This window comes from Vibrio sp. SCP2, from assembly GCF_059295395.1.
This window is the reverse complement of the sequence record NZ_JCAFVV010000002.1, coordinates 1-25002: the sequence shown is the minus strand read 5'-3', so window position 1 is coordinate 25002 and position 25002 is coordinate 1. Positions and strand designations below refer to the sequence as shown.

The window sequence follows — 25002 nt, the reverse complement described above, 5'->3', positions numbered from 1 at the left end:
GAAATAACCACAATAAAAATAATGACATTCCATTAAACAAATAAAAACATTTTGTTTACGTGACTAAGCTTAAAGTTTACCAAGTCAATAAGTCGTTAATTAGCTATTAATGATTTAAATCAATTTCTTCTACTGTTCATACATTAACCTACAGTGCATTGTTTGTTCTGCTTCGCAGGGAGCCTGAAATGGAACACAAAGCTAAGTTAGTTAATGCGAGCCGAGCATGGTTTGTCTCCAGAATCATATCGCTCTGTTGCTGCGCGCTGTTTTTCTTCTCTCTCTCTGCTCAAGCTTTATTCGTTAGTCCGCCAAAAGATCCAATCCCACTAATTCAAAAAGTCTTTCCCAATTTAACATCGATATCCGATAAGCAAGGTGAACCTCTAATTCGCACGATAGAAGGTGCCGAAGGTGTTTTAGGCTATGCATTTGAAACCGACGATATCGCGAGAATTCCAGCTTACTCAGGCGAGCCTGTCAATATGCTTGTGGTTATCGACCCAGAAGGGAAATATCTTGCGTCAAAAGTGCTTGAGCATCATGAGCCGATTATCTTAGCAGGCATACCTGAAAGTAAACTTGGGGAGTTTAGCGATCAATATGTCGGCCTTTCGGTCAAAGACAGAATCAAAGTCGGTGGGAAAACCGAACAAGGATATGTCCCTATAGATGGTTTGTCAGGTGCAACGGTAACCGTCATGGTAATGAACGTTGCCATCACTAAAGCGGCAACTAAAGCGGCGGAATCACTGGGGATCATCACTCCCACAAACGGCATTATTCAGCCCATTTCGACGATTAAAAAAGATGTCTTCGATAAAAAGAGCTGGTTAGATCTCACTGGCGATGGATCAATTCGAAAACTGTACCTGACCAATGCAACGGTTCAGGAAGCGTTTGATGGTACCAAAGCCGAAAACATAGACACGGTACCAGAGTCAGAAAGCAAGGATATGTTTTCCGAAGTCTATTACGCCTTAGCTAATATCCCGAGCATAGGCATCAACTTATTTGGCGAATCAGAGTACCAATGGCTGACCAAAGATCTCCAACCTGGCGAACACCTGATAGCCTTATTCGGCAATGGGTATTCTTACAAAGGTTCAGGATATGTTCGCGGTGGGATCTTCGATCGTCTGCAAGTACACCAGAACGACAATGAAATCTCATTTCGCGACTTAGACCACACCCGAGTCACGGACTTGTATGCGCTAGGTGTACCTAGATTCAAGGAGATGTCGATCTTCAAAGTCCAAGCACATCACGAGTTTGATCCTGGTGCCAGTTGGCAGATAGAGTTGTTGGTCAGAAGACAAACAGGTCCAATAGATAGTGTCTTTACCAGTTTTAAAGGTGACTATGACGTTCTCAAACACTATGTGGATACACCACCAGCCATTGTTCCACCGAAACCGCTCAGCCTAACAGAACAGGTTTGGCAGGAGCGCCAGTGGGAAGTCGTAACACTGCTAACCTTAATTGGCATGCTGATTCTGATCCTGTTCTTCCAAGATATATTAGTCAAACACCCGACTTTTATGCACCGCTTGCGCCATGGGTTTCTAGTTATTACTGTTGTTTTCATAGGCTGGACATGGGGAGGGCAACTCTCTGTCGTAAACGTATTTACTTTCTTACAGTCGTTGTTCAAAGGGTTCTCGTGGGACTTATTCCTCCTCGACCCGATTATCTTTATTCTTTGGTGCGCAGCAGCCGTAACCATGCTGCTGTGGGGACGGGCTGTCTATTGTGGCTGGCTATGCCCTTTTGGTGCATTACAAGAACTCATCAACCAAGTGGCTCGTTACGCAAAAGTCCCTCAATTTGAGCTGCCTTGGGCAGTGCACGAAAGACTCTGGGCCATAAAGTACTTAATCTTACTGGCACTCTTTGCCATTTCACTCGATTCTCTCGCTTTGGCCGAGCAGTTTGCTGAAATCGAACCGTTTAAAACCACCTTCTTACTTAAGTTTGACCGAGAGTGGCCTTTTATTGCATGGGCCGTGTTTTTGCTTACTCTCAACCTCTTTAACCGAAAAACTTTTTGCCGCTACCTTTGCCCCTTGGGCGCTGCACTTTCGATCTCTAACAGCGTTCGCCTGTTTGACTGGCTTAAGCGTCGTCCAGAATGTGGCTCACCCTGCAAAATATGCGCGAAAGAGTGCGAGATCCAAGCTATCCACCCAGGTGGCGTGATCAACATGCGCGAATGTCACTATTGCCTCGACTGTCAAATTACCTATTCCAACGATGGTAAGTGCCCACCATTGAAAAAAATGGCACGTAAAAAACGTCAACAAATGAGTTCTGATATACCAGTAACACAATTGTAAACCGCCAAGAGAAGTGATTGGTGAGCAAGTTATAGCCGTTACCTAATATCAGTGAACAATAACGTAAAACGGAGATTTACCAATGAGCGATGATAAGAGTAAATATGACGATAACAACTTGCCAATCAACTCTGAGCGCCGAAAGTTTTTCGGTAAGAGTGCGGCACTGGGGTTAGGTGTTGCCACAGCCCCTATGACAGCAGCCATGTTTGCTTCTATGGCCAAAGCCCAAGCTGAGGAGATGGCGAATAGCCCGTTTGTTCACCCTGGTGAACAAGATGAATACTATGGTTTCTGGAGTGGAGGTCATTCCGGAGAAGTTCGCATTCTGGGTATTCCTTCTATGCGCGAGTTAATGCGTATCCCCGTATTCAACAGTTGTAGTGCCACTGGTTGGGGGTTTACCGATGAAAGTAAACGCATCAAAGGTGATAGCGCTCATATTATGTCGGGAGACTCTCACCACCCGCATATGAGTATGACGGACGGCCGTTACAACGGAAAATATGTATTCATCAACGACAAAGCAAATTCTCGAGTGGCGCGCATTCGCTGTGATGTAATGAAAGTCGACAAGATGATTACTATCCCAAATGTGCAGGCGATTCATGGCTTACGTGTACAAAAAGTCCCTGAAACTAAGTATGTCATCTGTAATAGTGAATTTGAGATTCCAATGAACAACGATGGTAAGGCGACACTGGAAGATGTCAGCACCTACCGCTCCCTATTTAACGTTATTGATGCCGAAAGTATGGAAGTCGCTTTCCAAGTAATGGTGGACGGTAACTTGGATAACACTGATGCCGACTACGATGGTAAGTACTTTGCCTCTACTTGTTACAACTCTGAAATGGGAATGAATCTTGGAGAAATGATTACTGCCGAACGCGATCATGTGGTGGTTTTCAACCTCGCTCGGTGTGAAGCAGCCCTTAAAGCGGGTAAATTCCAAACCTACAATGGCAACAAAGTTCCTGTCCTCGACGGCCGAAAAGGTTCAGATTTAACTCGTTATATTCCAGTACCTAAATCACCCCACGGCATGAACACGTCGCCAGACGGTAAGTATTTCATGGCTAATGGTAAGCTTTCGCCAACAGTTTCAATCATCTCTATCGCTAAGCTTGACGATCTATTCGAAGACAAAATTAAACCTCGCGACACTATTGTAGGTGAACCAGAGCTAGGTTTAGGTCCTCTACATACCGCATTTGACCAAAATGGCTATGCTTACACCACTCTGTTCCTCGATAGTCAGGTGGCAAAATGGAACATCGAAGAGGCAATTCGCGCTTACAACGGCGAAAAGGTCAATTACATCCGTCAAAAAATCGATGTTCATTACCAACCAGGACACAACAGTACCTCTAGCGGTGAAACACGCGATGCTGATGGTAAGTGGCTGGTATCATTATGTAAATTCTCTAAAGACCGCTTCTTACCTGTTGGGCCATTGAAAGCAGAAAATGACCAGTTGATTGATATCTCTGGCGACGAAATGAAGTTGGTACACGATGGACCTACCTTTGCCGAACCACATGACGGCACCATTATTCATCGCAGTAAAGTGAAACCTAATAAGATCTGGGATCGTAATGACCCTATCTTCGCCGAAACCGTCGCAATGGCGAAAAAAGATGGCGTGAACGTGATGACAGACAACAAAGTTATCCGCGATGGTAACAAGGTACGCGTTTACATGACCTCTGTGGCGCCAACATTTGGCATGAACGAGTTTAAAGTCAAAGTGGGTAATGAAGTCACCATAGTCGTCACTAACCTAGATATGATTGAAGACGTGACCCATGGGTTCTGTATGACGAACCACGGTGTTCAAATGGAGATCAGTCCACAGGAAACCGCGTCCATTACCTTCGTCGCTGATAAGCCGGGCGTTCAGTGGTACTACTGTAACTGGTTCTGTCATGCTCTCCATATGGAGATGCGCGGTCGAATGCTAGTAGAAGCGTAACACTAAGTCCTTGCCTCTAGCAGTAGAGGCAAGGCTCCCCCACGATGCCAATGTCCAGAAGGGAAAGCCATTGAAAATAACTTGTTCGCTATTGTTCCTCATCGCAATACTTTTTAGCCACATTACTCGCAGTAGTGAATTTACCGTCACGACCGAGGATGACCTACAGAGTGTGCTCAATAACCTTAGCGAAGGCGATATAGTCACGCTGAAAAATGGTCGCTATCTAGGCAACTTCACCATCAAGCATGGAATTACTCTGCGCGGCACTCATGAGACTATCATTGATGCACAGGGAACGGGCAATGCCCTCACACTATTATCTTCAAACGTAACCATCGATGGCTTAAAAATCGTTAACTGGGGTGATGACCTAACAGAGCAAAATGCCGGAGTGTATAGCGATAAGTCTCTTAGTCACTTAGTGATCCGCAATAACCTCCTGCAAGGTGACGGGTTTGGAATCTGGACCCAACGTGCTCAACAAATCTTGATTGAAAACAACACCATTATTGGCAATCCTCAGCTTCGCTCCGCTGACCGCGGTAATGGTATCCAACTCTCCGGCGTGAAGAACGCACGCGTTATTGGCAATCAAGTTAGCCAGACTCGAGATGGCTTGTACATCATATCAAGTACCGATAGCGAACTTAGAAGCAATACCATGCATGACCTGCGTTACGGCGTGCACTATATGTATTCTCATCACAATCAAGTCATCGATAATCTGGCCTACAATACTCGGGCGGGCTATGCCCTTATGAGTTCAAAACAGCTAACTGTCAAAGGAAACCGTAGCCTGAGTAGCGAGGACTACGGAATTTTGATGAATTTTATTACTTACTCAGACATCTCCTACAACACACTTAACAATGTTTGGACCAAACCAGAAAACAAAGTGGTTGGTCGCGAAGGGAAAGGGATATTCGTTTACAACTCGAGCTACAACACCTTGAGCTACAACACCATTAACACCGCAGAAATTGGCATTCACCTCACTGCGGGTTCTGAGAATGGGAAAATATTCGGTAACAGTTTCATCAATAACCCTACACAAGTTAAATACGTCTCCACCCGCGAGCAAGAGTGGAGTCAGCAAGGCGTTGGTAACTTCTGGAGCAATTATCTGGGATGGGACTTGGATAATGACAATATCGGCGATACTCCCTTTGAGCCAAATGATGGTATCGACAAGCTAGTATGGCAATACCCTGAATCTAGAGTTCTGCTTGATAGTCCTGCGGTATTGATGTTGCGCTGGATCCAGAAACAGTTTCCCATATTAAAACCGGCCGGAGTAAAAGATTCTCACCCGCTCATGTCTCCGATACACCAAAAAGACGGACAAACAGAGAGCCATCCCGCTGTTGCCTGTCTCACTAGCTCCGAATCAAGTTCAACACTTGTATCCACCTGCTCTGACCAAGAGGAAAGTCATTCATGAGTCTAGCTATTGTTCAACTCGACAATGTCTCTAAGCAATACAAACAACTTAGAGCACTCAATCAAGTGAATCTGACCCTTAAGGCAGGAGAGGCGCTAGGGCTTTTCGGTCACAATGGGGCCGGGAAAACAACCATGATGAAGGTCATTCTAGGGATTATCGATGTGACCTCTGGAACCGCGCGCGTTTTTGATACTGATCCGTGCTCGAAGCAGGCTTGGCATAGTCGCAAATCAATTGGCTATCTTCCTGAAAACGTCTCTTTCTATGATCAGCTCACTGGCTTAGAAGTACTGACATATTTTTCTCGCCTTAAATCTGTACCTAAGGGACAAGTTAAATCTCTGCTTCAAGACGTTGGGCTACACGACGCCAGAAATCAAAAGGTTAAGCATTACTCAAAAGGTATGAGGCAACGACTTGGTCTTGCACAAGCCTTTTTGGGCGAGCCGAAACTATTGCTGCTCGATGAGCCCACCGTAGGCTTAGACCCAATAGCAACACAAGACTTTTATACCAGTGTTGACCAACTTAAAGACAAAGGTGCCAGCGTTTTACTTTGCTCGCATGTTTTACCCGGTGTTGAAAAACATATCGACCGAGCCATGATTCTTTCGCAAGGCACATGCATTGCAACCGGAACATTGGAAAGTCTACGCCAGCAAGCTCAACTCCCTGTGACGATCAAAACCCAAGGTCTAAATGGGGCGTTGGCGGCTCACCCAAGACTCGCAGGTTTTATGACAACTCCTAACTGCCTACACATCCCAGAGTCAGAGACAATGACCGTAGTGAAAGAGTTGGTAAACCACGAAAGCTTACAAGATATTCAAGTCACCCCAGCCAATCTTGAGCAGATATATCAGTACTTTCTTAGCCATTCCGACAGCTTGCAAAAGGAGGTAAAACTATGAACCCAATCATCGCCGTTGGAATAAAAGAATTTCAAGATGGATTACGAAACCGTTGGTTAGTTTCAATAACATTGATTTTTTCACTGCTGGCCATAGGTCTTAGCTATTATGGCAGTGCCGCGTCTGGTCAAATCAGCACACCTTCGCTTTCGACCACAATCGCAAGCCTGTCGAGTTTATCGGTGTTCATTATCCCACTCATTGCCCTACTGCTATGCTATGACAGTTTTGTCGGAGAACAAGAATCAGGAACCTTGTTGCTGCTTATGACCTATCCAATTAGCCACTCGCAATTATTACTGGGCAAGTTTCTCGGTCAAGGCAGCATAATTTCATTAGCAACTTTTATCGGCTTTGGCAGTGCCGGTGTCTTACTTAGCCTATCTAGCTCTTTGCAAGCCGTTGTTAGTGCGTTTGCACTTTTTATCCTTAGCTCAATTTTGCTTGGGCTAGTTTTCATCTGCTTAGCCTATGTGATTAGCTTACTCTCCGCTGAAAAGTCTAAAGCCGCAGGAGCAGCTCTGCTGGTATGGTTATTCTTTGTACTGGTGTTTGATCTCACTCTGCTTGCCTTACTTGTTGGCGTTGATGAAGGATTTTCACAACATAGCCTTGTCCAGATAATGATGCTGAACCCGGCAGATCTATTTCGATTAGTAAACCTATCAGCACTCAATACCTCTGATGTCAGTGGCGTACTCGCCGTGGCAATAAACTCTAGCTATTCCACTCAAACTTTACTTATCACTATGGTGGCATGGGTCCTCGTTCCGCTAGGAGTTGCCATGGCCATTTTTAGACAGAAAAAACTATAAGCGAGGCAAACAATGACCAAACGTTTTTTAACCAAATGGAGCGGATTGCTACTTCTCCCGATACTATTGATTGGCTGTGGTGAAGATCCGCAGCAAACCATGTTACGCAACGCAGTAGCGATAGAAAGTGCTGATGAGTGCCATTTATGCGGGATGATTATCAGCAATTTCCCAGGGCCAAAAGGTGAGTCGTATCAAAAGGATAAGCAAGACATCAACAAGTTTTGTTCCACAAGGGATCTGTTTGCTTTCCTATTCCAGCCTGAAAACGCTCGCTTAGTACAAGAGGTCTATGTACATGATATGAGCCAGTCACCTTGGAACAAACCCAATGACGAGCACTTTATCGATGCTAAAACAGCCTGGTATGTTATCGGGTCAAACCAAAAAGGTGCTATGGGAAGTACTCTCGCAAGTTTTAGTGAAGAAAATGACGCCAAAGCTTTTAGTAAAAGCTTCGGTGGGAAAGTCTACCAATACGAAGACATTACCTTAGAACTCATTATGTAATTTAGGTAGAACATATCTGAGTCTATGGTCTAAACAGCAACAAAATTCTTTTACATTGTGAACCACAATAATACCGTTCAGGACTAGTGATCAGATATTTATTCTGCTTGGTATAAAAAAAAGCCCGCTATTGAAAGTTCAATAGCGGGCTCTGGAAATCATACTTAGTAAGCTTACTGAGTACTAACCTCTGGCTCAGAGGTCTCACTCTCAATAGGTGCGGTAACATCTGACATGTCCGATACCGGAGCAACATACGGCTTACCTTGCCACTCAAACAGTAAGATCATCTCAGTCGGAATCACTTCTGGGGCAGCTTCAATAGCCTGTACTGGCTCAAAAGGTTCTATCTCGTTGCCTTGAGCTAAGTTGTCACCTTCAACAGGTAATGTCTCAATAGAAGGTTCAATCACTTCAGGAGCGATAACTTGCGGCTCATCTGTGACACTTTCTAGCTGAGTCACATCGCGCATACGGCGCACTTCTTGTTCAAACTCTTGTTGAGTAGACAGTAGGTGCACGTTGAATGTCACTTGATTTCCTTGAATTTTAAGGATATCAATCGATGCCACTGAACTTAGCTTCTTCAGTTGGTTCTCTAAAGTAAAAAAGCTCACTGCATCATTGAGCTCAGTAAATCGAACTTTTACCGCTTCAGAAGACTCACTTGCAACAACAACCGCGCTCTTCTTGGCATAGTAATCACTGATCTGGTTAATCATTTTATCCGCAGCATCAATACCATTGTTAGAACCAGCTAAAGGAGCCTGACGAGTAACACCAATTGAAGCAGGACGCTGATCATATAACGTCCATCTTAAGCTATTGCCTTGCGCTTTCACCACCAGCACACCATCAACTGGATAACGCTGACTCGCTTGGCCTACAGGTTGAATGAAACCACCCCACAAATCGGAGACGGCAACACCAGTGATATCATCAAAGTCACCGACAGGTACTGTGAGTGGCAGGCCGCGTTTTAGCGCTTGCTGCTTCATTTGGTCTAACACCAATGATGGCGAGTGCTCCCAAATGATGTTGCGATCCGCTTGCCCTTCTTCGACTAACCAAACCAATAAATTCGCGCGAGCGGCAGGCCAAATCGGCAACTGAGCTTGACTCAGTAATGAACGAATATGAGGCGCACTAAACACCATGCGTAATGATTGCTGTTCATTGACTTGACCGTAGCTAAGTTGAGCTACGTATTGAGAACTCTGTTTTAGCGCCTTTTGCACCACTTCATTGGACACTGCATTACGGTCCCCTGAAGCACGCACTATCACTTCTTTCATGCCTTCAGCTCGCGCTTTGGCATCGGCATTGTCAGCCGCTTGGTCTAATACAACTTCCGTTTGGTACAGATCGACATTGGTTAAAGCCAATGCAGGTAGAGCGACCAGTCCCAAAATGAACAAAGCTAGATGACGCATACACTTCCTAAGATCAGTTTCTTACACGTTAAACGTTGATGATAAGCAACTATCGAGACTGGAGCAACTAAAGGTCAAGAAACTTGGCTTGATTCTAAATTTCCCCTCACAGTGTCATCACATTGACGAATAGATAAATAGTAAATTATTTGATCCAGTTCAGATTGCAAACGATTGGCATAATGATAAAATCCCGCGAATTTTATTTTTTGTTGAGTAGTTTCATACTGCTTTTAGCTTTGCCACATAAAGGAATAACCCATGAAAAACGCCATTCAAGGTGCGCAGATGTTGTTTGTCGCATTTGGTGCTCTTGTATTAGTTCCATTGCTGACAGGATTAGATCCTAGTGTTGCTCTATTTGGTGCAGGTGTCGGAACCCTTTTATTTCAACTTGTAACCCGCCGCTCTGTTCCTATCTTCCTTGCTTCTTCATTCGCTTTTATCGCTCCTATCCTTTACGGTGTGCAAACTTGGGGAGTCCCAGCAACCATGGGCGGCCTAATGGCAGCGGGTTGTGTTTACGTTGCGATGGGTGCGCTGATCAAAGTACGTGGCGTTGAAATCATTCACAAACTACTTCCGCCAGTTGTGGTCGGTCCTGTAATCATGGTTATCGGTTTGGGTCTAGCTCCAGTCGCTGTCAACATGGCGCTAGGTAAAGTAGACGGCTCTCAAGTGATCGACGCAGATGCTTCACTGGTTATTTCAGTTGCTTCTCTGCTTACCACTATCGTTTTAAGTGTGTTCGCGAAAGGTTTCCTAAAACTAACCCCTATTCTAGGCGGTATTGTTGTCGGCTACGCTTTGAGCCTTGGTTACGGCATTGTCGATTTCACACCAGTACAAGAAGCGGCTTGGTTCGCTCTACCAAACTTTACAACGCCTGAATTTAACATCAACGCGATCCTATTTATGATCCCGGTCGCGATTGCTCCGGCTGTAGAACACGTCGGCGATATGCTGGCAATTTCGAACGTGACGGGCAAAAACTACATTAAGAAACCAGGTTTGCACCGCACAATTACCGGTGACGGGGTGGCGACCATCGCAGCGTCAATGGTTGGTGCGCCGCCAAATACCACCTACTCTGAGGTAACAGGCGCAGTCATGCTGACCAAAGCGTTTAACCCAGTCATCATGACATGGGCAGCGGTAAGTGCCATTGTTCTTGCGTTAGTTGGGAAACTCGGCGCTGTGCTACAAACCATCCCTATGCCTGTTATGGGCGGCATCATGATCCTATTGTTTGGCTCGATTGCGACGGTGGGTTTAAACACACTGATTAAGAACAATGTAGATCTACATAAGTCACGCAACCTAGTCATCGTTGCTATTACCTTAGTGTTTGGTATCGGTGGCATGGCTTTCGGTATCGGTGAGTTCAGCCTACAAGGTGTCAGCCTGTGTGGTATCGTAGCGATTCTACTTAACCTAGTTCTACCAAGAGATTTGGGCGAGAACCACGTCGTCGATAATGCACAGATGGAAGAAGAAACGAAGTAGAATCGAGAATCTGAGAGTTTTTTCAGGGTTGGCGTTTTGCGTCAACCCTTTTTTGGAAAACTGGAAAACTAGAAAACTAGAAAACTAGAAAACTAGAAAACTAGAAAACTAGAAAACTAGAAAACTAGAAAACTAGAAAACTATCGTTGCTCATCTTTACTTAAAGAGTAAACACCTATTTTCTCGCAGGGCGAAGCCCGATCTCGCTTTCTATAGCGAAGCGTTCCCGAGGACGAAGTCCGTTCCCTCCCAGCCCCTACCCACACAACTCGGCAAACTGACCGCGGGTTAGGCTTGCTAAATCTTGCGGTGATAACTCAATTTCCAAACCTCGCTTACCCGCGCTGACACAAATCGTTTCTTGTCCAACGGCACTTTGATGGATAAACGTTGGTAGAGCCTTTTTTTGTCCAAGTGGGCTGATGCCGCCCACAACGTACCCTGTGGTTTTCTGCGCAATATCCGGATTAGCCATCTCTGCTTTTTTGCCTTTTGCTGCTTTAGCTGCCTGCTTTAAGTTGAGCTTCTTGTCAACGGGGATCACCGCAACCGCGAGGTTTTTCAGCTCTCCATTTAAGCAAAATAGCAAGGTTTTGAAGACCTGTTCAGGGTTTTGCCCAAGTGCCTCTACCGCTTCTAAACCATAGCTTTCGGCTCTAGGGTCATGATGGTACTGGTGAATGGTGTGAGCAATTTTTTTCTTCTTAGCGAGACTTATTGCAGGAGTCATACTCCCTCCAACTGTAGACAAACAAAAAGCGCTGCTCATTTGAGCAGCGCTTTAGCTTAAAGACCGTTATAAGTTGGTGTCAACTTACTTGTAAACAATCTCACCTGATGGTGCGTATTTGTTCACATCGATTGGGCTGTTTGACTCTAGGTACTCTTTTAGTACTTCTGCATCAACGAAACCAGTATTAACAAAACCTGGGTGACCCATTAGTTTAGGGTAGCCGTCACCGCCTGACGCGTTGAAGCTAGGCACTGTAAAGCGGTACGTCTCATCTAGGCGAAGCTGTTTGCCACCGATGAACACGTTTGAAACTTTACCATCAGCAACTGTCATCGAGATACCTGCGAACTGAGCGTATGCACCAGAGTCTACCGGCTTAGTTGCAACAACGTTTAGGTAATCCATCACTTCTTGACCAGACATGTCTGTGTAAGTCAGGATATTGCCAAATGGTTGTACCGTCAGTACGTCTTTGTATGTCACTTCACCCGCAGCGATAGAATCACGCACACCACCAGAGTTCATTACAGCAAAGTCAGCTTTCGCGCGCTCCATATGAGCCGTTGCGATTAGACGACCTAGGTTAGTCTGTTGGAAACGAACTACGTTACGGTCACCTTCCAGCTTGCCGTTAGTTTCAGCAATCTTAACGTCTAGCTGCGCTTTACCTTTTTCTTGGTAAGGGCGTAGGAATTCTAGCAGTTCTGTATCTTCTGCAATCTCATCTTCGATAAGAACACGCTGCTTCTTACCGTCAATTTTAACCTTCTTCTTCAGGTTAACTGGGATTAGGTCGTAGCTTACCATTTGTAGCTCGCCGTTACGGAATTCGTAATCAGCACGGCCTACATATTTACCCCACTCGTGCGCCTGAACAATGTAGGTGCCGTTTTGTAGGTCTGGCTTACACTCATCAGAAGGCTTGAAGTTTTTCTTAACAACGTTTGGCGCTTCCATACATACAGGTTCTTGCGAGTGACCACCAACGATCATATCTAGAGAACCTTCATCTAGGTAACGAGCTAGTGCTACATCACCAGGTGCGTTTACGCCACGCTTACCATCTTCGTAGTGACCCATATGAGTAACCGCGAAGATAAGATCTGGTTTTTCAGTTTTCTCAAGCTCAGCGATTAGCTGCTTCGCTTCTTCTTTAGGATCACGGAAATCGATGCCACCGATAAATTCTGGGTTACCGATTTTCTGCGTATCTTCTGTCGTTAGACCGATAACAGCAACTTTAATACCCTGTAGGTCAAACATCTCGTAAGCCTGGAACATACGCTCGCCAGTCTCTTTGTCATAGATGTTTGCAGAAAGCATTGGGAAGTTTGCCCACTCTTTCTGTTTCATTAGAACTTCAAGAGGGTTATCAAACTCGTGGTTACCAAGTGCCATAGCATCGTAACCAATTTTGCTCATACCTTTGAAATCTGGTTCAGCATCTTGTAGATCTGACTCTGGAACACCAGTGTTGATGTCACCACCAGATAGCAGTAGCGAGCTACCACCTTCTGCAGCGATCTCTGCACGAAGCTCATCAATCAGTGTTTTACGAGCAGCCATGCCGTACTCGCCGTATTTGTTCTGCCAGAAGCGACCGTGGTGGTCGTTAGTATGTAGAACAGTCAACTTATAAGTTTTGTCTGCTTCCCACTCGTGTTGTGGTGCCGTTGCACAACCAGCTAGAGTTGCCAGGATAGCTGCGCTAATAGCGCTTTTTACGATCAGGCCTTGCTTCATTGTCATACCTTTTGAACTTTTAGGGGTTTCCACTGCTTTTTTATACTGCTCTCTGTGAATAGACAGACTTGGAAAATAACAGGCTGAGAGAGCAGTAAAACTTGAACTAGTTTAAATTAAGGTGACGAAAGTGACACTTGAATTTCATATTTATGATGACTAGATCACTCTTAATAACTATTAATCATGTAATAAATGCTCAGAATTACACAGGCGCAAATATAAGATCACAAGCAAACGTTTGTCTGAGATAAACAACGCTTTAGACGCTATTGTGACTTAGGTTATTTAATCAACATAAAAGGCGAACTTCGCGAATATTAACAACCGAACGCGACCACTTTTAGTTATGTTATAACAAAACAAATATCAAAAATTTAATATGGGAATGGCAACAAGATGTGAGTTTTTATTGAATAACCAAGATCTAATTGAGCAGATAATTGTTATATTATAACAATCAAATTTATCTGATTATATTTGGATTGTCGTTAGTTAAGTAAGATTTATTAATTGGTGAAAAATCGAGTAAAAAAGCCAGCAAATTAGCTGGCTTGTTTAAATTCAATATTGAGCACTACTTAATATCGATATGGTCAAAACCTTTGATCAGCTCATCAAGTGCTTTCATTTGCGTTAGGAACGGCTCTAGTTTATCTAGCGGTAAAGCAGATGGGCCATCACAACGTGCTTGATCTGGGTTCGGGTGTGCTTCGATAAACAGACCTGCAATACCTGTCGCTAAGCCTGCTTTTGCTAGCTCAACAGTTTGCTCACGGCGGCCACCTGAAGCAGCACCAGAAGGATCACGCATCTGAAGTGAGTGTGTTACATCAAAGATGATTGGGCTACCGTTAGACGCTTTCTTCATGACGCCAAATCCAAGCATATCAACGACTAGGTTGTCGTAACCATGACAAGAGCCACGCTCACATAGAATGATGTTCTCGTTACCACATTCGCTGAACTTGTCGACGATGTTACCAACCTGACCTGGGCTCATAAACTGAGGCTTCTTAACGTTGATCACTGCACCTGTTTTTGCCATTGCTTCAACAAGGTCAGTTTGACGAGCTAGGAACGCAGGAAGCTGAATAACGTCTACCACGTCAGCCACTGGCTGCGCTTGTTCTTCAGTATGAACATCAGTGATGATCTTAACGCCAAAGGTGTCTTTCAACTCTTGGAAGATTTTCATCCCTTCCTCTAAGCCAGGACCACGATAAGAGTGCACAGAACTACGGTTTGCTTTATCAAATGACGCTTTGAATACGTAAGGAATACCTAGCTTTTCTGTGACTTTTACGTAGTGCTCACAAATCTGCATTGCAAGATCGCGCGACTCTAGAACGTTCATACCTGCAAACAGCGTGAATGGCTTGTCGTTCGCTACTGGAATATCACCAACGTGAACAATTTTCTGTTCCATGTTCTTCTCTCTATTTCGATGTCATGCCAGCTCCTAAGAGATGGGCTTAATGTAAGGTCACCTGAGTTTCACTCATGGCGTTGACTTGATTCTTGAGCAACTCTGCCGCTGGGTCATCAGGGCACTGGTCGATAAAATACTGATAATCACTCAATGCGATTTGATGACAATCAAGCTGCTGATAAATAAATCCACGGTCGCGAATTTCATACGGGTCATCAGGGACAAAGGTCAACGCAAGATCGGTACACTTTAACGCCAAAGTATAGCGCTCTTCTCTAAGCAGAGCACTTTTCAGTAAGGCTAACCATCGGCCAATAACCGTTGGGTTATCCGTCTCTAGTAGGTGCTTCGATTCTAGCTTAGCAAGTGGGCCTTTGTGACCGATCAACCAAGCACCAAGCGTATGCTCCGTCACATACTCCCCATTGAATGGATTAATGTACAGCGGCTTTTCACCATACCACTCAAGCTTCACAAGAAACTGAGTTGGGAAAGTCACCCCTACCAGAGGAAAGCCGAGTTTACGGGCAATATAGAGTAAAATTGCCCCTAAGCTGACGGGAATGCCTTTACGAGTTTCAAGTACTTTATCGACAAAACCATTTTCTGAATGAAAATAGCTTTCTCTATCCCCTTGGAATCCCCACTCGTAGTAGAAGAGACGCAATAGGGATTCAAAGCGCTGCTTGTCGTTCACTTCATGAACCAGAGCAAGTTCAGCTTCTTGAACCAGTCGACTTAACTCTGCTTCTGCCCAATGGACTTGGGTTTGAGGATTGATCGCTTTATTTAATGCTAGTGCGCCTTCGGCAAGCTCCATAGCATCAAAATCTTCATCAAATAACTCAAGCATATGGGTTGTCATAACCTCGTTAACCAAAAAATATTATCCAAAGAACATCGGCGTCTTAGTTACAGCAACTTTACCCGCCATCGCTAGCCATCCTAATGCACCAAAGAATGAGAAGGTTCTTAGCAGCTTATTCTTGCCAAGTTTTAAGGCGAAGAAACCAAGTGCGATGTAGGCCAAAACACAAGTGATCTTTTCCGTCAGCCAAGGTGCGGCTGGAGTAAATGGAATAAAACCAGTAATGAAGATCAGGCCAATACCTGACAACAGTAAGCACGTATCATTAATGTGCGGGAATACTTTGAAGAACTTCTTTTCTAACAGTTGTGAATTCGCCATCATCATGGCAAATCGTACCGATAATAATGTAGCGCTGATAGCGATAGTGAGCAGGTGAAAATGTTTTAAACCTTCGTACATTGATAGTCTCTCTTACTTCAGTGGTGGTATTGGCCGATAGTTACTCGGTCGTTGTCACCATAGTCCTTGTAGGTTTCCACTTGATCGTAGCCAAGTGATAATAATAAGTTCCTTACCGCCTCACCCTGTTCAAAGCCATGCTCGAACATCAGCCACCCCTCATTGATGAGATAGGATCTCGCTTGTGTTGCGATGTGTCTGATGTCTGCGAGACCTTTCTCTTCAGCCACCAAAGCACTTAACGGTTCAAAGCGCACATCTCCTTGAGTCAGATGTGGATCTTCTTTCTCAATATAAGGAGGGTTAGATACAATCAGAGCAAACTCTGTGCCACTCGGAATAGGCTCAAACCAACTGCCCGCTAAGAATTGGGTATTGGTTAAATTAAGGGCTGTCGCATTAGATTGAGCGAGTTGCTGGGCATCAGTTTTGAGGTCTACACCCCATACATTCCTGCTTGGAAGCTCAGAGGCTAACGCCAAAGCGATCGCACCTGTCCCTGTCCCTAAATCGAGGATATCTCCCTGACTTAACGACGCTTTATCCAAAGCAACTTCGACTAAGCGCTCTGTATCTGGTCTTGGAATCAGTGTCGTCGGTGAGACTTTTAGCGGCAATGACCAAAACTCACGTTCACCCGTGATGTAGGCAATCGGTTCGCCACTTAATCTGCGCTGCAATAGATTTTGGAAATCACTCAGCTGCTCAGCCTCAAGAATTTTGTCCGGCCAAGTTAACAGAAACGAACGGGGTTTATCTAAGGCGTGGCAAAGTAGCACCGCGGCATCAAGAGAGGGCGAATCAATGCCACTCTCCTGAAGTTGCTGTACGGCCTTTTTTAGTGTGCTTTCAACACTGTTGTCAGCCGACATTGGTTTAGTTGTTCTCTGCTAGCGCAGCTAACTGATCCGCTTGGTGCTCCTGAATAACCGGATCAATCAAGCTTGCTACCTCACCTTCCATCACTTCGTTTAGGCGATAGATGGTTAGGTTGATACGGTGGTCTGAAACACGACCTTGAGGGTAGTTATAGGTACGAATACGGTCACTACGGTCACCAGAGCCTAGAAGGTTACGACGTGTGTCAGACTCTTCAGCCGCGCGCTTCGCCTCTTCTGCTTGAATAATACGAGCCGCAAGCACAGCCATCGCCTTCGCTTTGTTCTTATGCTGTGAACGCTCGTCCTGACACTCTACAACTGTGCCTGTCGGTAAGTGAGTAATACGAATCGCCGAGTCAGTGGTGTTAACGTGCTGACCCCCCGCGCCTGATGCACGGAATGTATCGATCTTAAGGTCTGCCGCTTTGATTTCTGGAATTTCCGCTTCTGGAATCTCTGCCATAACCGCTACAGTACAGGCAGAAGTATGAACACGACCTTGCGATTCAGTTGCTGGAACACGTTGTACACGGTGACCGCCTGACTCAAACTTCAATACGCCATAAGCGCCATCACCAGAGACTTTTGCGATCATCTCTTTGTAACCGCCATGTTCTGCTTCATTTGAAGACATCACTTCTACGCGCCAGCCTTTCTTTTCAGCAAATTTGCTGTACATGCGGAACAGGTCGCCAGCGAAGATACCCGCTTCGTCACCACCCGCACCCGCGCGGATTTCTAGGAAACAGTTGCGGTCATCATTAGGATCTTTAGGTAGCAGTAAGATTTGCAGTTCGTCATTTAGACGCTCAATCGTCTCTTTCGCTTCTTTGATCTCTTCCTGAGCCATTTCGCGCATTTCTTCGTCATCTTCTTTTGCCATCTCTTCAGCAGCGACCAGATCTTCTTGGGCTTGCTGATAAGCTTGGAAACACTTAGTGACTTCCTCTAGCTGAGAGTACTCTTTTGATAACGCGCGGAATTTATCTTGGTCACCGATCACATCAGGATCGCCAAGTAGATGTTGAACTTCTTCGTAACGCTCAACCAGGGTTTCTAGCTTAGTTAAAATAGAGGCTTTCATAGTTTTCTTTAACTCAGGGGTCTAATGAAGTCTGTCACTCTTATGACTAAGAATGATCAAGACCTAAACTTTGTCTAATTGTAGCCAGCCTAGCAGGCTCGCCTTTCTCGGCAGCACTTTGTAGTGCGCGGGTTGGCGCATGAATCAACTTGTTAGTTAATTTATTACTCAGCTCTAGCAGAACCTTTTCTGCATCCGCACCTGCTGCGAGAGACTGTAAACTTTTATTGAGAAGCTCTTCTCGAATGTCGTTCGCTGACTGACGGTACTCTCGAATACTGTCTACAGCTTGTAGAGAACGCATCCACGACATAAATGCCGCACTTTCTTCACTGACGATCGCTTCCGCTTGAATCGCTTCGATTTTTCTCTGTTCCATGTTGCTATCAACAATAGTTTGCAGGTCATCAACAGAGTAAAGGTAAGCGTCATTTAGCTCACCCACTTGCGATTCAATATCACGAGGGACAGCAATGTCGACCAACAGCATAGGTTGAAAACGACGCGCTTTTAATGCCGTTTCGACCATCCCTTTACCAATAATTGGTAGTGGGCTGGCGGTTGAACTGATCACGATATCTGCACGAGGGAGATGATCGGGAATTTCAGGTAAACCAATAATTTCAGCGCCAAACTGCTCCGCCAAAGGAAGCGCGCGCTCCTTAGTACGGTTTGCAACGATCATCTTGCTACAACCATTGCCTGCTAAGTGCTTGGCCACCAATTCAATGGTTTCACCCGCGCCAACCAGTAACACCGTCGACTTCTCTAGCGATTCAAAAATATGCTTTGCGAGAGTACATGCCGCATAAGCAACAGATACGGCGTTGCCGCCAATGTCTGTCTCAGTACGCACTCGCTTAGCAACCGAGAAAGCTTTTTGAAACAGCTTCTCCATTGCCGCGTCCACTGCCTTACTCTCTCTTGAGTCAGAATAGGCTTGTTTCACCTGTCCTAAGATTTGAGGCTCACCCAGTACCAAAGAATCCAAGCCACACGAGACTCGCATTAAATGACGAATCGCAGCTTGCTCTTCATGGATATAAAGGCTGGGTTTAAGATCTTCAGGACTAACTTGATGAAACTGACTCAACCAATCGATGATTTTGCTCTTGCCACCACTTTTCACATCGCAATAGATTTCGGTGCGATTACATGTAGAAACAATCACACTTCCATTTACGTTTTGGTTTTGGCCGAGCTGGTCTAACGCTTCAGGTAACTTTTCCGGACCAAACGCGACTTTTTCACGAAGTTCGACTGAGGCCGTATTATGGTTGATACCTATAGCAAGCAAAGACATGTATCGTTGGTTCTCTGAATCAGACAATGGACAAATAAGGTCGGAATTTTACTTGATGCCCCCGTTTATTGAAAGGGGAATCAGGATATGTTTTCTTGAGTTCGTGATTTCAATGATATAGTGAGCAGATACTTTGGCTAAAACTGGATAAATAATCAGCAATGGTGAAACATTTTCGATCTATTTTTCTCTTGCTCGTCGGCACACTGTTTTTACATGGCTGTGCAACTATTGATAGCACCACCAATGTCGAGTGGCAAACTCATCAACAACGCTTAGCCACTATTCAAGATTATCGAGCCAATGGCAAACTCGGCTACATTGCCCCCGAGCAAAGACAGTCACTAAACTTCCAATGGGCTCACTCTCCGACATTAACCCATTTACGAATGACCACCTTTCTCGGTCAAACTGCGCTTAACCTAAAATCCACTCCGGATGGGGCTAGCGTCGAAACTTATGATGATCAAACCTTTTACGCTTCAAGCCCAGAAGCCTTGATTAAGCAGCTGACGGGGCTAAACATTCCTGTCGAGCAACTCAATGATTGGATGTTAGGTCGACCAACTCAAGCCGATGACTACCAATTGAATGAAACCAACACCCTTTCATCTTTAACCAAGCAAGTGGGCGCCCAAGTATGGCAGCTCAGTTACGCCAGTTATCAAGATGTGCTAATCGACGGTATTGCTCTCCCATTACCAAAAAAAATGAAGCTCATACAAGGCGATATCTCTATAAACATCATTATTTCGAAGTGGAATACAAACCAATGATCTCGGAAACCACTCACTGGCCTTCTCCAGCAAAACTCAATCTGTTTCTTTACATCACCGGACGCCGTGACAATGGCTATCACGAACTGCAAACCTTATTTCAGTTCCTTGATCATGGCGACGATCTCACCATCACCGCCAACAATACCGGCGAAATTACCCTATCACCACAGATCCCAGGTGTTGCCCTTGAAGATAATTTGATCTGGAAAGCCGCAACCGCTCTGAAGCAAAAGTCAGGTTGTCCTTTCGGCGCTCATATTGAACTTAATAAGGTTCTTCCTATGGGAGGTGGTATCGGTGGAGGGTCATCAAACGCTGCAACGACGCTTGTCGCCCTTAATCACCTTTGGCAAGCAGACCTCTCTGAAGATGAACTGGCAGAGATCGGACTAAAACTTGGGGCGGATGTCCCTGTCTTTACACGCGGATTTTCAGCGTTTGCGGAAGGTGTCGGTGAAGAGCTGACTCCTGCACAGCCCGATGAAAAATGGTACTTAGTCGTCAGACCTAATGTCTCGATTGCCACTGTTGATATTTTCACTCACCCCGATTTAACGCGAAACACGCCAAAACGAACACTGGCAAACCTTCTTGACAGAGATTACGGAAACGATTGCGAAAAAATTGTTAGAATGCTGTACCAAGAGGTTGATAAGCAACTTTCTTGGCTGCTACAATACGCGCCGTCGCGGTTGACCGGGACGGGATCATGCGTTTTTGCCGAGTTTTCGAGCAAAAATGAAGCTGAAACTACCCTCGGGAAACTGCCAGACACTGTCTCCGCATTTGTCGCTAAAGGCAAGAATATTTCGCCTTTATACGAGACACTGGCTAAGTATCGCTTAGCCCACTCACAATCTATTTAAAAACTGGACGCAACCCTGAGGTTTCCACCGTGCCTGATATGAAGCTATTTGCTGGTAACGCTACACCTGAACTAGCCCAACGTATTGCTGATCGTCTATACATCTCTCTTGGTGATGCTACTGTTTCTCGTTTTTCTGATGGCGAAGTCGCTGTTCAAATCAACGAAAACGTACGTGGTAGTGATGTTTTCATCATCCAATCTACTTGTGCACCAACTAACGACAACCTAATGGAACTTGTAGTGATGATTGACGCAATGCGCCGCGCTTCAGCGGGCCGTATTACAGCAGTTATCCCTTACTTTGGTTACGCTCGCCAAGACCGTCGTGTACGTTCTGCTCGTGTGCCAATCACTGCTAAAGTTGTTGCAGATTTCCTTTCTAACGTTGGCGTTGACCGCGTTCTAACCATCGACCTTCACGCAGAACAAATCCAAGGCTTCTTCGATGTTCCAGTTGATAACATCTTCGGTACACCTGTACTGCTAGAAGACATGGAAGCTCGCGGCCTAGAGAACCCAGTAGTGGTATCTCCAGACCTAGGTGGCGTTGTTCGTGCTCGCGCAACTGCAAAAGCACTAGGTGACATCGATATTGCTATCGTTGATAAGCGCCGTCCACGTGCTAACGTTTCTGAAGTGATGAACCTAATCGGTGATGTTGAAGGTCGCGACTGTGTGATCGTTGATGACATGATCGACACAGGCGGTACGCTATGTAAAGCAGCTGAAGCGCTAAAAGAGCGCGGTGCTAAGCGTGTATTCGCTTACGCAACTCACGCTGTATTCTCAGGCAACGCAGCTCAAAACATCGGTAACTCAGTGCTAGACCAAGTTATCGTGACTGACTCAATCACGCTACCTAAAGAGATGGAAGCAACAGGTAAAGTGACTTGTCTAAGCCTTTCTCGCATGCTTGCTGAAGCAATCCGTCGCATCAGCAATGAAGAGTCAATCTCAGCGATGTTCAACTAATCGCCACTGCGGTTAAATCGAATTGAAAACACCCCTTCTTGGGGTGTTTTTTTATTTGCGTCTATTGCTCGTCTCGCCCGAGGCAAGAATTGTATGCTATCATACTGCGCTTTTTGAGATTCCAAGAGAGATCCTAACCTTGAGTCAACAAATTAAACTTCTTGTCGGCCTTGCTAATCCTGGGCCTGAATATGCCAGAACTCGACACAATGCGGGAGCATGGGTAGTAGAAGAACTCGCACGTATTCACAACGTCACTCTAAAGAACGAAGCCAAGTACTTTGGAATGACAGGGCGAATCATGGTTAACGGTCAGGATCTCCGTTTGCTTATCCCAACCACGTTTATGAACCTCTCAGGTAAATCTATTGCTGCTTTGGCAAAGTTTTATCAAATTAAACCTGAAGAGATCATGGTTGCGCACGATGAGCTAGATTTACCACCAGGTGTCGCTAAGTTTAAGAAAGGCGGTGGCCACGGTGGGCATAACGGCTTACGCGATACCATTAGTAAGCTTGGTAATTGCAAAGATTTCTATCGCCTTAGGATCGGCATTGGCCATCCTGGGCACAAAGACAAAGTTGCTGGATTTGTATTAGGCAAAGCTCCAGCAAAAGAACAAGAGCTTCTTGATGCAGCGGCAGATGAATCTGTCCGTTGTTTAGACATCCTGATTAAAGATGGTCTATCAAAAGCGCAAAATCGTTTACACACGTTCAAAGCTGAATAAGGTTACTATCATGGGTTTTAAATGTGGCATCGTTGGTCTACCAAACGTAGGTAAGTCAACTCTGTTTAATGCACTAACTAAAGCAGGTATCGAAGCGGCAAACTTCCCGTTTTGTACTATCGAGCCAAACACAGGCGTAGTACCTGTGCCAGATCTGCGCTTAGACGCACTAGCAAAGATTGTTAACCCACAAAAAGTACTACCAACCACAATGGAATTCGTTGATATCGCGGGCCTCGTTGCTGGTGCTTCACGTGGTGAAGGTTTAGGTAACAAATTCCTAGCAAACATCCGCGAAACTGACGCGATCGGTCACGTTGTACGCTGTTTTGAAAATGAAAACATCGTTCACGTTGCAGGTAAAGTATCACCAATCGAAGACATCGAGGTGATCAACCTAGAACTTGCAATGGCTGACCTAGATTCTTGTGAGCGCGCGATTCAGCGTAATGCTAAGAAAGCCAAAGGTGGCGACAAAGACGCGAAGTTTGAACTGACCGTACTTGAGAAACTACTTCCAGTTCTAACTGAAGGTGGCATGGCGCGTACCGTTGAGCTATCTAAAGAAGAGCTAGCAGCAGTGGGTTACCTAAACTTCCTAACGCTTAAGCCAACCATGTACATCGCTAACGTTAACGAAGATGGTTTCGAGAACAACCCGTACCTAGACGCGGTACGTGAATACGCAGAGAAAGAGAACAACGTCGTTGTTGCAGTATGTGCAGCAATCGAATCTGAACTTTCTGAGCTTGACGATGAAGATCGTGAAGAGTTCCTTGCCGATATGGGCATCGAAGAACCGGGCCTTAACCGCGTGATCCGTTCAGGCTACGAGCTATTAACGCTACACACTTACTTTACTGCTGGCGTTAAAGAAGTTCGTGCATGGACGATCCCTGTAGGTGCAACAGCTCCTCAAGCTGCAGGTAAGATCCACACTGACTTTGAGAAAGGCTTCATTCGAGCTGAAGTTGTTGGTTACGATGACTTTATCCAGTTTAATGGTGAAAGCGGTGCGAAAGATGCAGGTAAATGGCGTTTAGAAGGTAAAGATTACATCGTAAAAGATGGCGATGTTGTTCACTTCCGTTTCAACGTTTAATTTGCGTCCAAGTCATTGACTTTAAAAGCCAGCACTTACGCTGGCTTTTTTATTGCCCTTTAACAAAGAAACAAATTAACTCTTCCAAGTGATGTCAATTTGTTATCAGTTTTCGATCATTAACACGCCTCTTTGTTTAAAAAGAAACCGAACGGTTGATTTCTGAGGATTTATTCAAAAAAACTATTGACGGCTTTGCCTCAACTTCGCATAATGCGCGCCGTTCCCAACGATAAGGCAACGAATCGGAGAGAGCAAAAATATGGTATGGCTACGTAGCTCAGCTGGTTAGAGCACATCACTCATAATGATGGGGTCACAGGTTCGAATCCCGTCGTAGCCACCATTCCTAAACACTTTTCTTTTAAAGTCGTTAGGAATTGATGCGGAAGTGGCGGAATTGGTAGACGCACCAGATTTAGGTTCTGGCGCCGCAAGGTGTGAGAGTTCAAGTCTCTCCTTCCGCACCATATTTTATAGCTTTTATAGCTAGACCTGCAGGTCTATCGCCAAGCGGTAAGGCAGCGGCTTTTGATGCCGCCATTCCCTGGTTCGAATCCAGGTAGACCTGCCACTATTTAAAGTGCTGAGCCTAATTAAAAAAGGGCTTGTCACTAAGAGCTAGAGAGTTTATATTGTCTCGCTCACGAGTGGCTACGTAGCTCAGCTGGTTAGAGCACATCACTCATAATGATGGGGTCACAGGTTCGAATCCCGTCGTAGCCACCATTTACAATTTCATATGGCTTTTACCAATTAGCGGTATGAATACAAAATTGATGCGGAAGTGGCGGAATTGGTAGACGCACCAGATTTAGGTTCTGGCGCCGCAAGGTGTGAGAGTTCAAGTCTCTCCTTCCGCACCATTATTTGAAGTCTCTTTAGTTAGAGCACTGCAGGTCTATCGCCAAGCGGTAAGGCAGCGGCTTTTGATGCCGCCATTCCCTGGTTCGAATCCAGGTAGACCTGCCATTATTTATAGGTTCAGTGGATAACATCTTTTGATGCCTCGTCTATTGTCCCTGGCTCGGCTCTAAGTAGCCTGCCATACAACTTCATTACGCTTTTACCAATTAGCGGGATGAACACAAAATTGATGCGGAAGTGGCGGAATTGGTAGACGCACCAGATTTAGGTTCTGGCGCCGCAAGGTGTGAGAGTTCAAGTCTCTC

The 25002-nt window shown here is 45.3% G+C and carries 21 protein-coding genes and 6 tRNA genes; 18 read left to right on the top strand and 9 right to left on the bottom strand.

Translation table 11 applies throughout. The annotated features are described in order from the left end of the window. Window positions 1-188 precede the first annotated feature (188 nt). The 6 genes from nosR (at window position 189) to AC5O63_RS08030 (ending at window position 7994) form a co-directional block, all read left to right on the top strand. Window positions 189-2336, top strand: a complete 2148-nt coding sequence (nosR, locus tag AC5O63_RS08055) for a transcriptional regulator NosR (protein WP_494504601.1) — start codon at window positions 189-191, stop codon at window positions 2334-2336. Window positions 2337-2418: 82 nt separating this feature from the next. Further along, complete coding sequence (gene nosZ, locus AC5O63_RS08050) at window positions 2419-4311, top strand: TAT-dependent nitrous-oxide reductase (RefSeq protein ID WP_239854686.1); 1893 nt, start codon at window positions 2419-2421, stop codon at window positions 4309-4311. A 70-nt stretch (window positions 4312-4381) separates the two neighbouring features. Further along, complete coding sequence (locus AC5O63_RS08045) at window positions 4382-5755, top strand: nitrous oxide reductase family maturation protein NosD (protein WP_494504600.1); 1374 nt, start codon at window positions 4382-4384, stop codon at window positions 5753-5755. Next, complete coding sequence (locus AC5O63_RS08040; protein ID WP_239854688.1) at window positions 5752-6669, top strand: ABC transporter ATP-binding protein; 918 nt, start codon at window positions 5752-5754, stop codon at window positions 6667-6669. The genes AC5O63_RS08045 and AC5O63_RS08040 overlap by 4 nt, the downstream gene beginning before the upstream one ends. Continuing rightward, window positions 6666-7484: an ABC transporter permease gene (locus tag AC5O63_RS08035; RefSeq protein WP_494504599.1), complete on the top strand. Its 819-nt coding sequence runs from the start codon at window positions 6666-6668 to the stop codon at window positions 7482-7484. The genes AC5O63_RS08040 and AC5O63_RS08035 overlap by 4 nt, the downstream gene beginning before the upstream one ends. 12 nt (window positions 7485-7496) lie before the next feature. Next, window positions 7497-7994, top strand: a complete 498-nt coding sequence (locus tag AC5O63_RS08030) for a nitrous oxide reductase accessory protein NosL (RefSeq protein ID WP_494504598.1) — start codon at window positions 7497-7499, stop codon at window positions 7992-7994. Window positions 7995-8167: 173 nt separating this feature from the next. On the opposite strand, the gene AC5O63_RS08025 is transcribed toward AC5O63_RS08030, so the two are convergent. Further along, window positions 8168-9427 (bottom strand): DUF2066 domain-containing protein, encoded by a 1260-nt coding sequence (locus AC5O63_RS08025; protein ID WP_494504597.1) that lies wholly within the window; start codon window positions 9425-9427, stop codon window positions 8168-8170. 261 nt (window positions 9428-9688) lie between these two features. Here AC5O63_RS08025 and AC5O63_RS08020 point away from each other — a divergent pair, with 261 nt between their 5' ends. Beyond that, window positions 9689-10933 (top strand): uracil-xanthine permease family protein, encoded by a 1245-nt coding sequence (locus AC5O63_RS08020; protein ID WP_272785482.1) that lies wholly within the window; start codon window positions 9689-9691, stop codon window positions 10931-10933. 256 nt (window positions 10934-11189) lie between these two features. On the opposite strand, the gene ybaK is transcribed toward AC5O63_RS08020, so the two are convergent. From ybaK to hemA, 8 genes are all read right to left on the bottom strand, one after another. Next, window positions 11190-11663, bottom strand: coding sequence for a Cys-tRNA(Pro) deacylase (ybaK, locus tag AC5O63_RS08015; RefSeq protein ID WP_494504596.1), 474 nt, complete (start codon window positions 11661-11663; stop codon window positions 11190-11192). 84 nt (window positions 11664-11747) lie between these two features. Continuing rightward, window positions 11748-13409 carry a bifunctional UDP-sugar hydrolase/5'-nucleotidase UshA gene (gene ushA, locus AC5O63_RS08010; protein ID WP_004747071.1) on the bottom strand — a complete coding sequence of 554 codons (1662 nt, stop codon included), beginning with the start codon at window positions 13407-13409 and terminating at the stop codon, window positions 11748-11750. A gap of 577 nt (window positions 13410-13986) precedes the next feature. After that, a complete protein-coding gene (kdsA, locus tag AC5O63_RS08005) occupies window positions 13987-14838 on the bottom strand; it encodes a 3-deoxy-8-phosphooctulonate synthase (protein ID WP_494504595.1) in 852 nt (283 codons plus the stop codon). A 46-nt stretch (window positions 14839-14884) separates the two neighbouring features. Then, window positions 14885-15694 (bottom strand): SirB1 family protein, encoded by an 810-nt coding sequence (locus AC5O63_RS08000; protein WP_004747075.1) that lies wholly within the window; start codon window positions 15692-15694, stop codon window positions 14885-14887. A 33-nt stretch (window positions 15695-15727) separates the two neighbouring features. After that, complete coding sequence (locus AC5O63_RS07995; protein WP_004747076.1) at window positions 15728-16111, bottom strand: SirB2 family protein; 384 nt, start codon at window positions 16109-16111, stop codon at window positions 15728-15730. A 17-nt stretch (window positions 16112-16128) separates the two neighbouring features. Beyond that, window positions 16129-16983: a peptide chain release factor N(5)-glutamine methyltransferase gene (prmC, locus tag AC5O63_RS07990; RefSeq protein WP_494504594.1), complete on the bottom strand. Its 855-nt coding sequence runs from the start codon at window positions 16981-16983 to the stop codon at window positions 16129-16131. Window positions 16984-16987: 4 nt separating this feature from the next. Continuing rightward, complete coding sequence (gene prfA, locus AC5O63_RS07985; protein ID WP_004747078.1) at window positions 16988-18076, bottom strand: peptide chain release factor 1; 1089 nt, start codon at window positions 18074-18076, stop codon at window positions 16988-16990. A gap of 46 nt (window positions 18077-18122) precedes the next feature. Next, a complete protein-coding gene (gene hemA, locus AC5O63_RS07980; RefSeq protein WP_239854697.1) occupies window positions 18123-19379 on the bottom strand; it encodes a glutamyl-tRNA reductase in 1257 nt (418 codons plus the stop codon). 161 nt (window positions 19380-19540) lie between these two features. Between hemA and lolB the strand changes: the two genes are divergently transcribed. The 11 genes from lolB (at window position 19541) to AC5O63_RS07925 (ending at window position 24802) form a co-directional block, all read left to right on the top strand. Then, entirely contained in the window at window positions 19541-20155 is a 615-nt protein-coding gene (lolB, locus tag AC5O63_RS07975; protein ID WP_494504593.1) for a lipoprotein insertase outer membrane protein LolB, read from the top strand. After that, window positions 20152-21024 carry a 4-(cytidine 5'-diphospho)-2-C-methyl-D-erythritol kinase gene (ispE, locus tag AC5O63_RS07970; protein ID WP_494504592.1) on the top strand — a complete coding sequence of 291 codons (873 nt, stop codon included), beginning with the start codon at window positions 20152-20154 and terminating at the stop codon, window positions 21022-21024. Before lolB ends, ispE begins: the two co-directional genes overlap by 4 nt. A 29-nt stretch (window positions 21025-21053) precedes the next feature. Further along, window positions 21054-21998 (top strand): ribose-phosphate pyrophosphokinase, encoded by a 945-nt coding sequence (locus AC5O63_RS07965; RefSeq protein WP_004747085.1) that lies wholly within the window; start codon window positions 21054-21056, stop codon window positions 21996-21998. Between the two features lie 139 nt (window positions 21999-22137). Beyond that, a complete protein-coding gene (pth, locus tag AC5O63_RS07960) occupies window positions 22138-22728 on the top strand; it encodes an aminoacyl-tRNA hydrolase (RefSeq protein WP_004747087.1) in 591 nt (196 codons plus the stop codon). A gap of 10 nt (window positions 22729-22738) precedes the next feature. Continuing rightward, complete coding sequence (ychF, locus tag AC5O63_RS07955; protein ID WP_004747089.1) at window positions 22739-23830, top strand: redox-regulated ATPase YchF; 1092 nt, start codon at window positions 22739-22741, stop codon at window positions 23828-23830. Between the two features lie 269 nt (window positions 23831-24099). Further along, window positions 24100-24176, top strand: a tRNA-Met gene (locus tag AC5O63_RS07950). A gap of 39 nt (window positions 24177-24215) precedes the next feature. Then, window positions 24216-24300: transfer RNA gene (locus AC5O63_RS07945), tRNA-Leu, on the top strand. Between the two features lie 29 nt (window positions 24301-24329). Continuing rightward, a tRNA-Gln gene (locus AC5O63_RS07940) sits at window positions 24330-24404 on the top strand. A 78-nt stretch (window positions 24405-24482) separates the two neighbouring features. Beyond that, window positions 24483-24559: transfer RNA gene (locus tag AC5O63_RS07935), tRNA-Met, on the top strand. A gap of 52 nt (window positions 24560-24611) precedes the next feature. Next, window positions 24612-24696: transfer RNA gene (locus AC5O63_RS07930), tRNA-Leu, on the top strand. Between the two features lie 31 nt (window positions 24697-24727). Continuing rightward, a tRNA-Gln gene (locus AC5O63_RS07925) sits at window positions 24728-24802 on the top strand. Window positions 24803-25002: the final 200 nt, after the last annotated feature.

Excerpts from the sequence above, each read along its gene's own strand:
- nosR (WP_494504601.1), top strand. The coding sequence starts at position 189 with ATGGAACACAAAGCTAAGTTAGTTAATGCGAGCCGAGCATGGTTTGTC.
- nosZ (WP_239854686.1), top strand. The coding sequence starts at position 2,419 with ATGAGCGATGATAAGAGTAAATATGACGATAACAACTTGCCAATCAAC.
- AC5O63_RS08040 (WP_239854688.1), top strand. The coding sequence starts at position 5,752 with ATGAGTCTAGCTATTGTTCAACTCGACAATGTCTCTAAGCAATACAAA.
- AC5O63_RS08035 (WP_494504599.1), top strand. The coding sequence starts at position 6,666 with ATGAACCCAATCATCGCCGTTGGAATAAAAGAATTTCAAGATGGATTA.
- AC5O63_RS08030 (WP_494504598.1), top strand. The coding sequence starts at position 7,497 with ATGACCAAACGTTTTTTAACCAAATGGAGCGGATTGCTACTTCTCCCG.
- AC5O63_RS08025 (WP_494504597.1), bottom strand. The coding sequence starts at position 9,427 with ATGCGTCATCTAGCTTTGTTCATTTTGGGACTGGTCGCTCTACCTGCA.
- AC5O63_RS08020 (WP_272785482.1), top strand. The coding sequence starts at position 9,689 with ATGAAAAACGCCATTCAAGGTGCGCAGATGTTGTTTGTCGCATTTGGT.
- ybaK (WP_494504596.1), bottom strand. The coding sequence starts at position 11,663 with ATGACTCCTGCAATAAGTCTCGCTAAGAAGAAAAAAATTGCTCACACC.
- ushA (WP_004747071.1), bottom strand. The coding sequence starts at position 13,409 with ATGAAGCAAGGCCTGATCGTAAAAAGCGCTATTAGCGCAGCTATCCTG.
- kdsA (WP_494504595.1), bottom strand. The coding sequence starts at position 14,838 with ATGGAACAGAAAATTGTTCACGTTGGTGATATTCCAGTAGCGAACGAC.
- AC5O63_RS08000 (WP_004747075.1), bottom strand. The coding sequence starts at position 15,694 with ATGCTTGAGTTATTTGATGAAGATTTTGATGCTATGGAGCTTGCCGAA.
- AC5O63_RS07995 (WP_004747076.1), bottom strand. The coding sequence starts at position 16,111 with ATGTACGAAGGTTTAAAACATTTTCACCTGCTCACTATCGCTATCAGC.
- prmC (WP_494504594.1), bottom strand. The coding sequence starts at position 16,983 with ATGTCGGCTGACAACAGTGTTGAAAGCACACTAAAAAAGGCCGTACAG.
- prfA (WP_004747078.1), bottom strand. The coding sequence starts at position 18,076 with ATGAAAGCCTCTATTTTAACTAAGCTAGAAACCCTGGTTGAGCGTTAC.
- hemA (WP_239854697.1), bottom strand. The coding sequence starts at position 19,379 with ATGTCTTTGCTTGCTATAGGTATCAACCATAATACGGCCTCAGTCGAA.
- lolB (WP_494504593.1), top strand. The coding sequence starts at position 19,541 with ATGGTGAAACATTTTCGATCTATTTTTCTCTTGCTCGTCGGCACACTG.
- ispE (WP_494504592.1), top strand. The coding sequence starts at position 20,152 with ATGATCTCGGAAACCACTCACTGGCCTTCTCCAGCAAAACTCAATCTG.
- ychF (WP_004747089.1), top strand. The coding sequence starts at position 22,739 with ATGGGTTTTAAATGTGGCATCGTTGGTCTACCAAACGTAGGTAAGTCA.